This window comes from Halolamina pelagica (assembly GCF_900115675.1).
Lineage (GTDB): Archaea > Halobacteriota > Halobacteria > Halobacteriales > Haloferacaceae > Halolamina > Halolamina pelagica.
Genome location: NZ_FOXI01000001.1, coordinates 293,589 through 306,828 on the forward strand (window position 1 = coordinate 293,589; position 13,240 = coordinate 306,828).

Here is a 13,240-nt window from a genome sequence, read left to right on the forward strand (position 1 = left end):
CTGGGGGAAGACGTATTAACGGGCGGCTAATTGGTCCGTCCACGAATGAGTCGCTGGAGTTACTTCGCGCGCAGGGTTCTCCTGATGATCCCTATCGTCTTCTTCGGGACCACGATCACCTTCGTGATCCTCCGGATGGGGCCGATCGATCCGGCCGCGGCGGTGATCGGGGCGTCGGGCGACACCGAGGCGTACACGTCGGTCCGGCGGAGCCTCGGACTCGACCAACCGCTCTGGCTTCAGTACGTCGACTACCTCCGAGACCTGTTCACGCTGCAGTTCGGCTACTCGTGGGTCGTCAACCGCGGGCGCCCGGTCTGGGAGCTGATCGGCGTCTACGCGCCCCGGACGATCTGGCTGGGGTTCTGGTCGGTGATGCTCCCGCTGTTCGTCGGGCTCCCCCTTGGGTTCTACGCCGGCCTCAACCCTAACACGCTGAGCGACTACGTCGCCTCCTTCGGCGGCATCGTCTGGCGGGCGATGCCCAACTTCTGGCTCGCGGTGATCTTCGTGGCCGTGCTCACCCAGTCCGAACAGCTGTTCGGGTTCCAGTGGGAGTCCTGGCTCGTCGAGACGAACATCGTCACGCCGCCGGAGCTCCAGCGGCTCTGGGTCCCCGAGAACTTCTTCGGGGCGTTCAAGGCGATCCTGCCCGCCGCGCTCGTGCTCGGCTCGGCGTCGATGGGCAACGAGATGCGGATCGGTCGGACCGCGGTGCTGGAGACGAAAAACGAGAACTACGTCGAGACCGCCCGCGCGAAGGGCGTCCCCGGCCGAAAGATCGTCTACAAGCACGTGTTCCGGAACGCGCTCATCCCGCTGGTGCCGATCATCACGGGCGAGGCGTTCCTCCTCCTGGGCGGGAGCGTGCTCGTCGAGACGGTGTTCAGCATCAACGGGCTCGGCTACCTGTTCTACGCGGCGACGATCAACGCCGACCTGCCGCTCGTAGGCTCGCTGATGTTCTTCTTCATCCTGCTGTCGGTCGGCATCAACATCGTGCAGGACCTGCTCTACACGTTGATCGATCCCCGCGTCGGCTACGGGGGTGAGGGCGCGTGAGCGTCGTCGACGACGAGGACGCGACGCTGCGGGAACGGCTGGCGGACGAGCCCGTACCCGCCCTGCGCGTGCTCGCGGTCGTCGCCGTGCTGGTCGCCGTCGAGTTCGGCGCGCTCGCGAACCTCGTGATGAGTCTCCCGTGGGACGCGGTCGGCGCGGCACTCCCCGGCTTCCTGCAGGGGGCCGCGGCGACGATCGCGGGCGTCGGCGACGGGCTCGCCGGCCTCCCGACGCTGCTCTCGCGGTCGGTGATCGACAACGCCGGCTACCAACTCCCCTCGGGCGAGTGGGTGGGAACGTTCATGGGGCTCTCGCCGGCGGCCGCGTGGCTGCTCCGGGTCGCCCTGATCTACGCCTACGGGTTCGTGTGGCTGCTCGTCGGCTGGTGGAGCTACCTGGTCTACCGCGACAACTACCGCCACGCCGACTGGGCGCCCGTCGACGACATGGTCGGACGCTTCCGCAACCACTCGTGGGGGCTGTTCGGGCTGGCGATCATCTTCGCGTTCGTCGTGCTCGCGGTGTTCGCGCCCGCGCTGGGGCCGACGACCGTCGACGCCAACATCGCCGACCCGTACCTCCACTCGATCGAGTACTACAGCGAGGAGACCGGCGGCGTTGAGGAGATCTACGTCGGCGACGCCAACGGCGAGTCACAGTCCCGCGGCCAGGGCGGCGAGAACGTCGGGCCGATGCAGTACGACCAGTACGACAGGTTCCACCCCTTCGGCACCCTGCCGAGCGGGAAGGACCTGTTCACCTTCATGGCGGCGGGGGCGCGCGTGTCGCTGTTCATCGGCGTCGCCAGCCTCGTCCTCGCCGGCGGGGCCGCCGTCGTGTTCGCGCTCGCGACGGCGTACTACAAGGGCCTGGTCGACCTGGGGATCGTGATCGCCAGCGACAGCATCCAGGCGCTCCCCCAGCTGCTGGTGATCATGCTCGCCTCCTTCGTGCTCTCCGGAACCTGGCTCGCGAACCTCTACAACGGGGGTGTCGTGCTGGCGCTGCTGTTCGGGCTGACCGGCTGGCCGGGGCTCTGGCGCGCGGTGCGTGGCCCCGCGCTGCAGGTCTCCGAGCGGGAGTGGATCGACGCCGCCAAGAGCTTCGGCCAGCGCCCGTCGGTCACGATGCGCAAGCACATGCTCCCCTACGTGGTGGGCTACCTGCTGATCTACGCCTCGCTCACGCTCGGGGGCGTCATCATCGGCGTCGCCGGGCTCTCCTTCCTCGGGCTGGGGATCAACGCCCCCACGCCGGAGTGGGGCCGGGCGGTCAGCGCGGGCCAGCCCTACGTCGCCACGCCCTCGTGGCACATCTCGCTGCTCCCCGGCATCTTGATCGTGATCGTCGTCACCGGCTTCAACGCGCTGGGCGACGGGATCCGCGACGCCATCGACCCCCAGAGCGACGTGGAAACCGGCCAACAGGACCAGACCGCGGCTGCAGGGGGTGGTGCCTGATGGTCGCCGATTCGTCGCGATCGGACGCCGGGACGGCCGCGGAGCCGGCCGACGACCGCCTGCTCGAAGTGGAGAACCTCCAGACCGTGTTCCACACCGAGCGCGAGACGATCCGGGCCGTCGACGGGATCTCCTTCGGCATCGCCGAGGGCGAGACGCTGGGTCTCGTCGGCGAGTCCGGCTCCGGGAAGTCCGTCACCGCCCGCTCCATCATGGGGCTGGTCGACTCGCCCGGCGAACTCCTGCCCGACAGCTCGATCCGGTTCGACGGCCGCGAACTCACCGGACTGAGCGAGACGCAGTACGAGAGCGTCCGCGGCGGCGGCGTCGCGATGGTGTTCCAGGACCCGCTGTCGACGCTCAACCCCGTCTACACGGTCGGCAACCAGATCGAGGAGGCGCTCTCGCTGCATCGCGGGCTCTCCGGATTGGAAGCCACCGAGAAGGCGATCGAACTGCTGGAGGACGTGGGGATCCCCGACGCCGCGAGGCGCGTCTCGGAGTACCCCCACGAGTTCTCCGGCGGGATGCGCCAGCGCGCCGTGATCGCGATGGCGCTGGCCTGCGACCCGGACCTGCTGATCTGCGACGAGCCGACGACCGCGCTCGACGTGACGATCCAGGCCCAGATCCTCGAACTGCTCGCGGACCTCCAGGAGGAACACGGGCTGAGCATCCTCTTCATCACCCACGACATGGGCGTCATCGCGGAGGTCTGTGACCGCGTCGCCGTCATGTACGCCGGCGAGGTGGTCGAACAGGCGCCGGTCGTGGAGCTGTTCGAGAACCCGCGGCACCCCTACACTCGGGGGCTGCTCCGCTCGATCCCGAGCACCCAGCGCGGCGCCGACCGCCTCGAGACCATCGAGGGCGAGGTGCCGACGCCGAACGCGCCCGCGACGGACTGCCGGTTCGCGCCGCGCTGTCCCGAGGCGTTCGACGCCTGCCGGGAGGTCCACCCGGAGCCGGTGCCCGTCGCGACCGAGACCGCCGACGCGGACGCCGACCACACCGCGGCCTGCCTGCTCTACCCCGAGGACGAGACCCGGGAGCAGGCGGTCGACCGTCACGCGATCGAGGACGCGCCACCCGGAGCCGGGGCCGTCGATTCCGGAGGTGAGTCGCGATGAGCCGCCCGGGTCCCGAGCGTACGGCGACCGGACTGGCCGGGCTGGACTGCGACCCCGGGGAGACGCTGCTCTCGGTGCGCGACCTCCGGACGTACTACGAGTCGGGCGACCTCATCGGCGGCCAGCCCGTGAAAGCCGTCGACGGCGTCAGCTTCGACGTGAAGAAGGGCGAGACGCTGGGGATCGTCGGCGAGTCCGGCTGCGGGAAGACCACGCTGGGGCGGACGCTGGTCCGCCTCGAGGCCGCGACCGGCGGCGAGGTCCGCGTCGGCGACGACGACGTGACCCAACTCTCCGGGGAGGACCTGCAGGCCTGGCGCCGGAACGCCCAGGTCGTCTTCCAGGACCCCGAGTCGAGCCTGAACGACCGGATGACCGTCGGCGAGATCGTGCGCGAGCCGCTCGACGTCCACGACTGGGGGACGCCCGCCGAGCGCCGCGCTCGCGTGCGCAGCCTGCTGGAGAAGGTCGGCCTGCAGGAGGAGCACTACTACCGCTACCCCCACCAGTTCTCCGGGGGCCAGCGCCAGCGCGTGGGGATCGCCCGCGCGCTGGCCTTAGAGCCGGAGTTCGTCGTCCTCGACGAGCCCGTCTCCGCGCTGGACGTGAGCGTGCAGGCCCAGATCCTGAACCTCCTGATGGACCTCCAGGAGGAACTCGGGCTCACCTACCTGTTCATCGCCCACGACCTGAGCGTGGTCGAGCACATCTGCGACCGCGTCGCGGTGATGTACCTCGGCAACGTGATGGAGCTCGGGCCGACGGAGGAGCTGTTCGAGGACCCCGCGAACCCCTACACGCGGGCGCTGCTGTCGGCCGTCCCCGAGCCGGACCCGACCGCCGAGATCGACCGGATGACCCTGCGCGGGACGCCGCCGAGCCCGCGGGACCCGCCGCAGGGGTGCCCGTTCTCGACGCGCTGCCCGGTCAAGATCCGCCCGGAGGGATTCGAGGACGTCGACGACGAGACGTGGGAGGCGATCGAGGTGTTCCGCGAGACGCTGCGGGCCCGCAGCCGTGCCGAGCGCTCGCTCTCGGAGCAGGCCCGCGAGTTCCTCGGCTTCGAGACCCGCTTCGCCACCGTCGACGAGGTCGTCGAGGAGCTGTTCGCCGACCGCGAGCTGCCGGGCTCGATCCGGGAGCCGGTCGACCGCGCGACCGACCTCGCCCGCGACGGCGACGAGGCGCCCGCGCTCGACCACCTCCGTGAGGAACTCGGGAGCGTCTGTGACCACGAGCCGCCGGCGGCCCACGGCGTCGACGCGACCGCACGCGAGAGCCGCTGTCACCGCCACGACGACGAGTACGAGGAGCCCGCGGCGGTCGGCCCGTCGGTCGGCGACGCGGAGTGATGGCCGACGACTGGCGACCCCCGGGCAGCCCGCCAGGGGACCGCGGCGTCCGGTTCCGCCTGCGACAGGCCGTCGACGCGCTGGTGTACGGGCTCGTGTTCACGCTCGTCGTGTTCGTCGGCAGCGGCGCCGTCTCCCTCGCACTCGGCGTGGGCTGGTTCGGGGTGGAGCTGGTGCTCTTCTTCCTCGGCGTGTCCCTGCTGGCCTACGCCGCGTTCCAACTCCGCCCGGCCAAGCGCTGGGACGTGGAGTTCGAGGAGGACGGTTACCGGATCGTCCGCCCCGAGGAGGGCGGCCGGGTCGTCGGGAGTCGCGAGGAGTCGCAGTTCCAAGCGACCGTTCAACGCGTCCCCCCGCTGCCGACGCTGGGTCTCGAACCGGAAGCGCGGCTCTCGCCGGCGGCGAAACTGTTCGTGGCGGCGGCGATGCTGCTGCTCGCGTCGCTGGTGCTCGAGATCGTCGTGTTCTGGTGAGGGGAGGGTTTTTCCCTCCGCTTCCCCCGAATCCGGGCATGGACCGCGACGACGGCGTGGCAGACGCCGACCACGATACGCGGAGGGAGGGAAGCGCGGCCGCCGTCGAGGACGCACACCGCATCGCCGACGAGCGGCGCGAGGACGGCTGGGAGGCCGTCGTCGTCCCGGCGGTCGACACGGCGCCGGTGCCCGACGACGCCGACCGGGGCTACTCGGGGTTCGTCCACGTCGTCCCCGAGAGCGTCGCCGACGAGGTGGCCGCGGCCTGTGAGCGCGCGGCGTTCCCGCAGTACGACGCCTACCGCCGGCAGGTCGGCGGGGACCTCTTCTTCGTCGTCGAACTGCTCGATCCGGCGACGGAAACCGTGGTGCTGATCGCCGGCACCTACCGCGCGACCGACGCGGTGGCGCTGTACCGCCAGGCGAGCCGGGAGGGAACCGTTCGGACCCACCTCAAGCGGCTGAACGGTGAGCGCCTCGGCTCGGTCGAACACGAGTCGATCGAGAAGCTGTTTCCCGAGGGGATCGAGACGCTGGCCGGGAGAAGCTGAGTCAGTCCCCGCTGGCGGCGCCTTCGGCCGTCTCCGCCTCCGCGGGGTCGGGCTCCGAGTCGGGGCTGTTCGCGGTGTACACTCGCTTGCGGGCGTCCTGCAGGCAGATCTCCTCGGTTACCAGTCCCGCCGACTCCAGCCGGCCGAGCGCGTCGCGCACGGTCCGGCCCGCGAGTTGGGTCTCCTCGGTGACCTCGCTCTGGGTCATTCGGTCGTGTTCCTGCAGCACGAGGTGGACCAGCTTCGCGCTGGGCGGGAGGTCGGCCATCTCCGCCTCCGTGGCGACTTCGCTCACTGTCGCCCCTCGCCGCTGGTAGTTGTCGGCCGCTCAGTCGCCTCGAAGGCGTCGGTCTCGATCGATCCGTTCGGGATGTTTTCGCGCACGGACACCCGTATGCGCGCGCGACCCTTAAGCGATTCTTGACCCCGAGGTAACCCGGTGACACGAATGTTACCGCCTCGGACGGCCCGTTCGACGCCTACCGAATCGTGCCCTCGGCGAACTCGCCCAGCGGCCGGGAGCGAGTGAACGCCGGCGTCGAGACTCGGACGGGCGTCTCGGCGTCGACGCCCGCGAACCGCAGGTGGATGGAGAACCCCCCGTCGTCGCCGATCGGCGCCGCCTCGTACTGCCGCCCGGCCGACGCCCACGCGTACTCGCCGGCGTACTCCGGGTCGATCTCGCCGTCGAGGCGCCACTCCGAGACGGCCGCCGCGTCGCCGTCGCCGAACGCCGTCCCGGCCATCGGGTAGTTCCGGTCGGACCACTCGCGGAACCCCTCGTCGATGACGTAGACGTTCTCGAAGCCGGCCTTCCGGAGCCCTGCGGCCCGCACCGAGGAGAGGTGGTGCGGACAGCCACAGTAGGCGACGATGCGCTCGTCGGTCGGCCAGCCGTCGATGCCGCCGCCGGTCGAGCCCTGCTGTGCCGGCGAGAGGACGCTCCCGTAGAGGTGCGACCGGGTGTACTGGTCCAGCCCTCGCGCGTCGACGAACCGCGCGGCGGCGCGGCGGAACCACGCGTGGGCAGCGTCGATCGGGAGCAGCCGAACCGTCTCGCCGTTGACCGACAGCGTCTCCAGCGCGTCGGGATCGACGTCCGGCGCCGCCGGCGGGTCGGGGAACTCAGGCGGGTAGCCGTCCGCCGGGTCGGTGTCGTCGGGGTAGTCGCCGTTCGCGACGAACGTCTCCTCGAGCGTGCCGGGGTGTTCGAACGGCGCCACGCCGCTCTCGTCGCCGCCACCGGAGCTACAGCCCGCGACTGCCGCCGTCGACGCCGCCCCGAGCGCGGCGAGGTACTCGCGTCGGTTCACACGTCGTGTTCGGTGTCGACCCCCATACAGGCTTCGTCCGCGGCGTTACGACCGGTCGACGCCGACCGCCCGGACGGGCGCGCCGTCACCCCCGAGGGCGATCGGCTGGGCGCGGAGCTCGACCCGCGCCGGGACCGCGCCGAGGTTCGTCAGGTTCTCGAAGACGAGGACGCCCCCGCCCAGCAGCGCGTGGTGGGCGCCGAAGGGGTCGCGGTCGCCGAGGGCTAGCTCGCCCGCTGCCGGCGGCGTCGGATCGGGGCTGAACGCGTCGATCCCGACGGCCAGGTCCCGCTCGGCGCAGCGCTCGGCCGCGTTCACCGAGAGGTACGGGTGGTCCCGGTAGCGCTCGCTCCCCCAGTACCGGTCCCAGCCGGTTCGGAAGAGGACGCAGTCGGCGCCGGGTGCGGTCTCGGAGCCCGGGACGCGCGCTTCGGGGATCGGCTCTCGAGCGTCGAGGTCGCCGCACTCGACGACGACGGCGTCGCGGACGAACGCCGAGACGGGGTAGGCGTCGAGCGTCGCCCCGTCGGCTTCGGTGTGTGAGGGCGCATCGACGTGGGTGCCGGCGTGGCTCCCGCAGGCGAGCCGACTGACCCGGCAGCCGTCTTCCTCGTACGTGTCGGCGGCGTCGACGCTGACTTCCGGGTCGCCGGGGTAGACCGGCATCCCGGACTCGATGGGGTGGGTGAGGTCGTGGAGCGTCATCGACCGTCGTAGGCTATCTCGCCGTCGACGATCGTCAGCTCGACGCCGATCTCGTCGAACGAGTCGGGGTGCTCGTAGGGGTCGGCGTCGAGCACGACCGCGTCGCCGAAGCGCCCGGGTTCGAGCACGCCCTTCTCGTCCTCCCGGAACTCCGCGTAGGCCGCGCCGCGGGTGTACGCTGCGAGCGCCTCGTCGACGGTGAGGCGTTGGCTCTCGTGGGGCGAGTCGACGGCGAACTGCATCCCGTACAGCGGCCCCGGCGGCATCTTGTCGCTCCCGAACGCCAGCGGGACGCCGGCGTCGAGCACGTCGCGGTAGCGGTTGTTCTCCGGGCGCACGTCGGCGTCGAGGCGGTTCTCGTAGAGCCCGTCGTCGCCGTTCCACTGCAGAAAGTTGGGCTGCATCGACGCCACGATGCCCGCGTCGGCCATTCGCTCGACGGCCTCGTCGGTCGCGAGTTCCACGTGCTCGATCCGGAGCCGCGGGTCGAACTCGTCGTCGTACGCTTCGAGGGCGCGCTCGTACTCGTCGATCACGACGTCGATGGCTTCGCCGCCGATCGCGTGGGTGGCGATCTGCTGGTTCGTGCGCGCGGCGTGGGCGAACCACTCCCGGAGCTGCTCGCGGTCGTTGACCATCTCGCCGAAGCCGCCGCCGGCGAACTCGCGATGGGTCTTGGCCGTCTCGGAGCCGATCGAGCCGTCCGAGAACGTCTTGAGGCCGCCGAGGCGCAGCCAGTCGTCGCCGAACCCGGAGGCGAACTCGAGGTCGGAGAGCGACTCGGCCTGCCACTGCGGGACGTAGAACGTCGTCCGGAGGTCGAGGTCGTTCTCGCGCCAGTGGGCGAACAGCGCCTCCTGCTGGACGTAGCCGTGGTCGCGGACGCGGGTCAGCCCCGCGACCGTCTGGATCGACGTGACGCCGAGTTCGTGGTAGTGGTCGATCGCGGCGTCGAGCGCGTCGCGAGCCTTCGGCACCTCGGGGTAGGAGGCCGCACGCACGCGGCCCGTGGCGTCCTCGACGACCCGCCCCGTGGGATCGCCGCTCTCGGTCCGGACGTCGTGTTCGACGCCGTCGAAGTCGACCGCCTCCAGCCCGCGGCTGTTGAGCGTCGCCGAGTGGCCGTCGACGCGGACGGCGACGATCGGGTGCGCCTCCGACACCGAATCGAGTTCGGCCCTCGTGAGGTAGTCGCGCTCGCCCGCGGGCCAGGTGCTCTCGTCGTAGCTGAACCCGAGCACCCACTCGCCCGCCGGCGTCGATGCGGCGTTCTCGGCCAGCAGGTCGAGCGCCGCCTCGCGGTCGTCGGCCGCCGAGAGGTCGGTCTCCAGCAGGCCGATCCCGACCGAGAAGACGTGGGTGTGGGCGTCGTTGAACCCCGGGAGGACCGTCCGACCGTCGAGGTCGACCACGTCGGCGTCGGTGGCCGCCGCTTCGACCCTTTCGGGGTCGCCGACGGCGGCGACGCGACCGTCACGGAACAGGACCGCCTCGGCGGTCGTCCGGTCGTCGTCGAGCGTGTGGACCGTCCCACCGCGTACCAGCAGTTCGGACATACAGGGCGACCGGGTGGAGCGAGGTTAAGCGTTCCCACGACCGCCCGCGCGGATCAGTCGACGGCGCTCGCGTCGTCCTGTTCGGGGCGGATCTCGCGGCTGATCTCCTTCCACTTGCCGCTGTTGAACCGCCAGTAGTTGACCGCCGCCGGCACGGTCGTCTCGGCGATGAAGGCGAGGTAGACCCCCCAGATCCCCAGCGGCGTCACCGACCCGATGTAGATCAGCGGGATCGAGGCGCCGAACATGCCCAGGAGCTGACTCAGGAACGGGACGCGGGTGTCGCCGCTGGCGTCGAGCGGGCCGATGGAGGAACCCGAGATCCCCCGGAACAGCATCGCGACGCAGGCCGCGTAGATCAGGCTCACCGCGATCGGCTCCGTCGCCGGGGGGGAGTCGGGGTTGATGAACAGGCTCACCATCGGCCGCGCGAAGACGGCCGCGATCAGCGCCGAGACGGCGTAGGTCGCGACCGAGAACCGGATGATGTCGCGGCCGTACGCCTCCGCGAGCGCCTCCTTCCCCTGGCCCAGCGCCTGCCCGGTGAGGCTGGAGGAGGCGAGGCCGAACCCCCAGCCGGGCGTGTTCATGATCCCCCAGATGCGTCGGGCGACGACGAACGCCGCGAGCGTGCCGTCGCGGTAGGTCCCCAGGATCGCGAGCATCGGGAACTCCGCGGCCGTCCAGACGAGGTTGCGTGCGCCGACAGGGGTACCGATCCGGACGAGGTCCTTGAGCGTGTCGCCGTCGACGTAGGTACCCACGGGGTTGATCTCCACCGGGAACTGGCCGAAGCCGGGTGCGCTGCCCCGCGAGAGCCCGAAGGCGAAGGCGCTCACGGCGAACACGTTCGAGAGCACCGTCCCCAGCGCCGCGCCGGCGACGCCCCAGCCGAGGACGATGATGAACACCGCGTTCAGCACGATGTTGACGACGGCGCCGCCGGCCCGGACCTGCATCGCGGTGTAGGCGTCGTCGGCGCCGACGAGCACGCGACTCCCGACGAGGTTCAGTCCGGCGAAGGGGATGCCGAGGCCGACGATCCGGAGGTAGCGTGCGCCGTACTCGATCTGGGTCGGGTCGCTGTTGATGAGCCCCACGAGCTCGGTCGGGAACAGCCAGAACACGACGACGACGGGCAGCGAGACCACGATAACGAGCAGCGCACTGGAGCGGACCGCGAGCCCGAGTTGCTCGTAGGCGTCGGCGCCGTAGCGCTGGGAGACCAGCGCGATCGTCCCGCCCGCGACGCCGCCCCCGATGGCGAACGCCAGCCCCCAGAACGGGCCGGCGACGCCGACGCCGGCGATCGCGTCGGCGCCGAGCACCGCCCCCACCATCGCCACGTCGGCGGCGTTTTTCGACATGCGGGCGACGCCGGTGACGATCCGGGGCCAGGCCAGGTCCGCGGTCTCGACCGCCCGCTCGCGGTCGATCAGCCCGGCGCGGGCGAGCGCCAGCCCGATGTAGAGGATCGGGAGCCGGAGAACGGCAGCAGTACGGGACACCGTCTCCGCGTTCTGCCCCGACTGCGAAAGGGTTTGCCCATCCTGCCGGGTTCGCCGGATTCGGCGGCGCCGCGTGGCCGGCGTCAGTGACCCCGTACAGTCGGCCGCTCACTCGTCGACGGGCGTCGACACGAGGTGGACGAGGACGGTCCCCACAACCAGCAGCCCGCCCGCCGCCGCCAGCGCGGCGCCCGGCGAGGCGGCGTCGGAGAGCAGTCCGCTGCCGAGCTGGAACGGGATCACGCTCAGCCCGCTGACCATCGACATCGCGCTCAGCGTCGTCGCCCGCCCGACGGCGTCGATACGGTCGTTGACGTACTGGCTCGCGAACACGCGAGTCGCCTCCGAGAGCCCGCGGATCAGCACGAACGCGAGGAAGGCCGAGACCGGCAGCACCCACTGGCCGACGAGCAACAGGCCGACGCCGAGCGGGACGGCGACGAACCAGAGCCGGAGCCCGACGGTCTCCCGGATCCACTCGGCCCGGTAGGTGAAGCCGGCGGCAGCGAGGCTGATGGCGGCGTAGTACCACCCCAGCAGCGTCTCCACGTCGCCCAGCGGGTAGCCCGCCGCGACGGTCTCGATCCGCGGCTGGAGGAAGATGAAGGCGAGGTACGTCGCCGCCGAGAACAGCACGTAGTAGAGCGCGAGGAACGCCCGGAGCCGCGGGTCCGCGAAGGCGGCGCGCACGGCGTCGAGGCTGGCCGACAGCGTCGTCCGGTCGCTCGGGTCGTCGGCGTCGGCGCGGTCGTCGTCCGCGGTCAGGAGGATGGCGGCGCCGACGCCCGTCACCGCGGCGGCGGCGAAGAACGGGTAGGCTAGTTCGACCGACGCGAGGTACCCCCCGGCGACGGCGGCGGCGACGCCCGCGGTCAGCGCGAACGACTCGCCGCGGCCGCGCAGGTCCGAGAACGACTGGTCGTCGCCGACCAGGGAGTCGTAGATCCACGCGTCCTCGGTGCCGGATCGGAACGTGTAGCCGAGCGACCAGCAGACGTACAGCGCGAGGAAGGCCGGGAACGGGTCGGTCAGCCGTCCGGCCAGCCCGAGTCCCAGCAGCGTGAGCGTGATCACCAGCGTGCCGAGCACGAGCCCGTTTCGCCGCCCGAGTCGGTCGCCGAGGTAGCCCGTCGGGATCTCGCCGACCACCGTCGTCACGTTGTAGGCGGCCTCGAGCACCGTGATCTGGAAGAAGGAGAGCCCGGCGCTGGCGAAGTAGAGGTACATGATCGGCCGGTAGAGCTCCACCGCCTTCGTGGCCTTGTAGGCGTAGTAGCGCGCGACGGCGGTCGAAGCCATCGTCCGATCCGGACCCGCCAGCGTGGAAAGCGTTCCGGGTTCGGCGGGCCACAAGAGCTACCGCACCCGGACCCGAACGTGCGGGTATGAGCAACAGCGACGAGTCGACGCCCGACGGGACCGGTGGCGACGACGGGACGACGGCGCCGGAGAACGATACCGAGTCGACGGCGACCGAAACGGAGGGCTCGCCCACGACCCCCGGCGAGGGCGAGGTGTACTGCCGGGACTGCGGCGCGGTGATCAGCGAGAAGGCCGAGATCTGCCCGAAGTGTGGCGTGCGCCAGCAGTCGCCCGAGTCGTCGCTCGACGACGTGATCGAGGTGCTCACCAACGGGGAGAACCCGTTCGTCGCGGCGGTCTACTCGGCGATCCTGCCGGGACTCGGGCAGTTCTACAACCGCGAGCCGGGCAAGGGGGCGGCGATCATCGTCGCCAGCTTCGTCGCGGTGCTCTCGATGGCGGTGCTGGTCGGGTTCCTGCTCTACCCCGCGATCTGGCTGTACGCGGTGTACGACGCCTACGTCGTCGCCGACGGCCGCGAGCCGCCGCTGGGGAGCTAATCGAACAGGACCGCCACCACGAGGAAGATGCTGTGGTGGACCACGACGATCCAGAGCAGGGCGGTCGCGATCGGGCCCGGCGGGCGTTCGACCCCGCCGCCGCTCAGGATCACCGCCACCGCGGGGAGGACGAAAAACGCCACTACGAGGTAGGCGTGGGCGTACCGCCCCGGGAGCCGATCGAACACGTCGTGGTCGGTCGCCGACACAGTTCCGGCGTCGCCGTCGCGGGACATAACCCCTCCGGAGGCCGACCGAGTGCCGA

The 13,240-nt window shown here is 70.9% G+C and carries 14 protein-coding genes; 7 read left to right on the forward strand and 7 right to left on the reverse strand.

Going from position 1 to position 13,240, the window contains the following annotated elements; genetic code table 11:
• Positions 1-45 precede the first annotated feature (45 nt).
• From BMZ83_RS01580 to BMZ83_RS01605, 6 genes are read left to right on the forward strand one after another with little or no spacing between them, the layout of a single operon-like run.
• Positions 46-1,062, forward strand: a complete 1,017-nt coding sequence (locus tag BMZ83_RS01580; RefSeq protein WP_074874919.1) for an ABC transporter permease — start codon at positions 46-48, stop codon at positions 1,060-1,062.
• Positions 1,059-2,522 (forward strand): ABC transporter permease, encoded by a 1,464-nt coding sequence (locus BMZ83_RS01585; RefSeq protein ID WP_074874921.1) that lies wholly within the window; start codon positions 1,059-1,061, stop codon positions 2,520-2,522. The genes BMZ83_RS01580 and BMZ83_RS01585 overlap by 4 nt, the downstream gene beginning before the upstream one ends.
• The gene (locus BMZ83_RS01590; protein ID WP_074874923.1) at positions 2,522-3,652 is read left to right on the forward strand and encodes an ABC transporter ATP-binding protein; all 1,131 of its coding nucleotides are present in this window, start codon (positions 2,522-2,524) and stop codon (positions 3,650-3,652) included. The genes BMZ83_RS01585 and BMZ83_RS01590 overlap by 1 nt, the downstream gene beginning before the upstream one ends.
• Positions 3,649-5,004, forward strand: coding sequence for an ABC transporter ATP-binding protein (locus BMZ83_RS01595; RefSeq protein ID WP_074874925.1), 1,356 nt, complete (start codon positions 3,649-3,651; stop codon positions 5,002-5,004). Before BMZ83_RS01590 ends, BMZ83_RS01595 begins: the two co-directional genes overlap by 4 nt.
• Positions 5,004-5,477: a DUF7555 family protein gene (locus tag BMZ83_RS01600; RefSeq protein ID WP_074874927.1), complete on the forward strand. Its 474-nt coding sequence runs from the start codon at positions 5,004-5,006 to the stop codon at positions 5,475-5,477. The genes BMZ83_RS01595 and BMZ83_RS01600 overlap by 1 nt, the downstream gene beginning before the upstream one ends.
• Positions 5,478-5,515: 38 nt before the next feature.
• A complete protein-coding gene (locus BMZ83_RS01605; RefSeq protein WP_074874929.1) occupies positions 5,516-6,031 on the forward strand; it encodes a DUF7529 family protein in 516 nt (171 codons plus the stop codon).
• A 1-nt stretch (position 6,032) separates the two neighbouring features.
• Here BMZ83_RS01605 and BMZ83_RS01610 read toward each other — a convergent pair whose 3' ends face one another.
• From BMZ83_RS01610 to BMZ83_RS01635, 6 genes are all read right to left on the reverse strand, one after another.
• A complete protein-coding gene (locus tag BMZ83_RS01610; protein ID WP_245748678.1) occupies positions 6,033-6,326 on the reverse strand; it encodes a helix-turn-helix transcriptional regulator in 294 nt (97 codons plus the stop codon).
• Positions 6,327-6,510: 184 nt separating this feature from the next.
• On the reverse strand, positions 6,511-7,344 hold the full coding sequence (locus BMZ83_RS01615; protein ID WP_079990073.1) for a rhodanese-like domain-containing protein: 834 nt from the start codon (positions 7,342-7,344) through the stop codon (positions 6,511-6,513).
• Between the two features lie 45 nt (positions 7,345-7,389).
• Positions 7,390-8,049 carry a cyclase family protein gene (locus BMZ83_RS01620; protein ID WP_074874931.1) on the reverse strand — a complete coding sequence of 220 codons (660 nt, stop codon included), beginning with the start codon at positions 8,047-8,049 and terminating at the stop codon, positions 7,390-7,392.
• Entirely contained in the window at positions 8,046-9,605 is a 1,560-nt protein-coding gene (locus tag BMZ83_RS01625; protein WP_074874933.1) for an amidohydrolase, read from the reverse strand. The genes BMZ83_RS01620 and BMZ83_RS01625 overlap by 4 nt, the downstream gene beginning before the upstream one ends.
• Positions 9,606-9,658: 53 nt before the next feature.
• Positions 9,659-11,113: an MATE family efflux transporter gene (locus BMZ83_RS01630; protein ID WP_074874935.1), complete on the reverse strand. Its 1,455-nt coding sequence runs from the start codon at positions 11,111-11,113 to the stop codon at positions 9,659-9,661.
• A gap of 108 nt (positions 11,114-11,221) precedes the next feature.
• Positions 11,222-12,412, reverse strand: a complete 1,191-nt coding sequence (locus BMZ83_RS01635; protein WP_074874937.1) for an MFS transporter — start codon at positions 12,410-12,412, stop codon at positions 11,222-11,224.
• Positions 12,413-12,498: 86 nt separating this feature from the next.
• On the opposite strand from BMZ83_RS01635, the gene BMZ83_RS01640 reads away from it, so the two are divergent.
• Complete coding sequence (locus tag BMZ83_RS01640) at positions 12,499-12,975, forward strand: DUF5683 domain-containing protein (RefSeq protein ID WP_074874939.1); 477 nt, start codon at positions 12,499-12,501, stop codon at positions 12,973-12,975.
• Here BMZ83_RS01640 and BMZ83_RS16160 read toward each other — a convergent pair.
• On the reverse strand, positions 12,972-13,211 hold the full coding sequence (locus BMZ83_RS16160; RefSeq protein ID WP_074874941.1) for a hypothetical protein: 240 nt from the start codon (positions 13,209-13,211) through the stop codon (positions 12,972-12,974). The genes BMZ83_RS01640 and BMZ83_RS16160 overlap by 4 nt on opposite strands.
• Positions 13,212-13,240 lie beyond the last annotated feature (29 nt).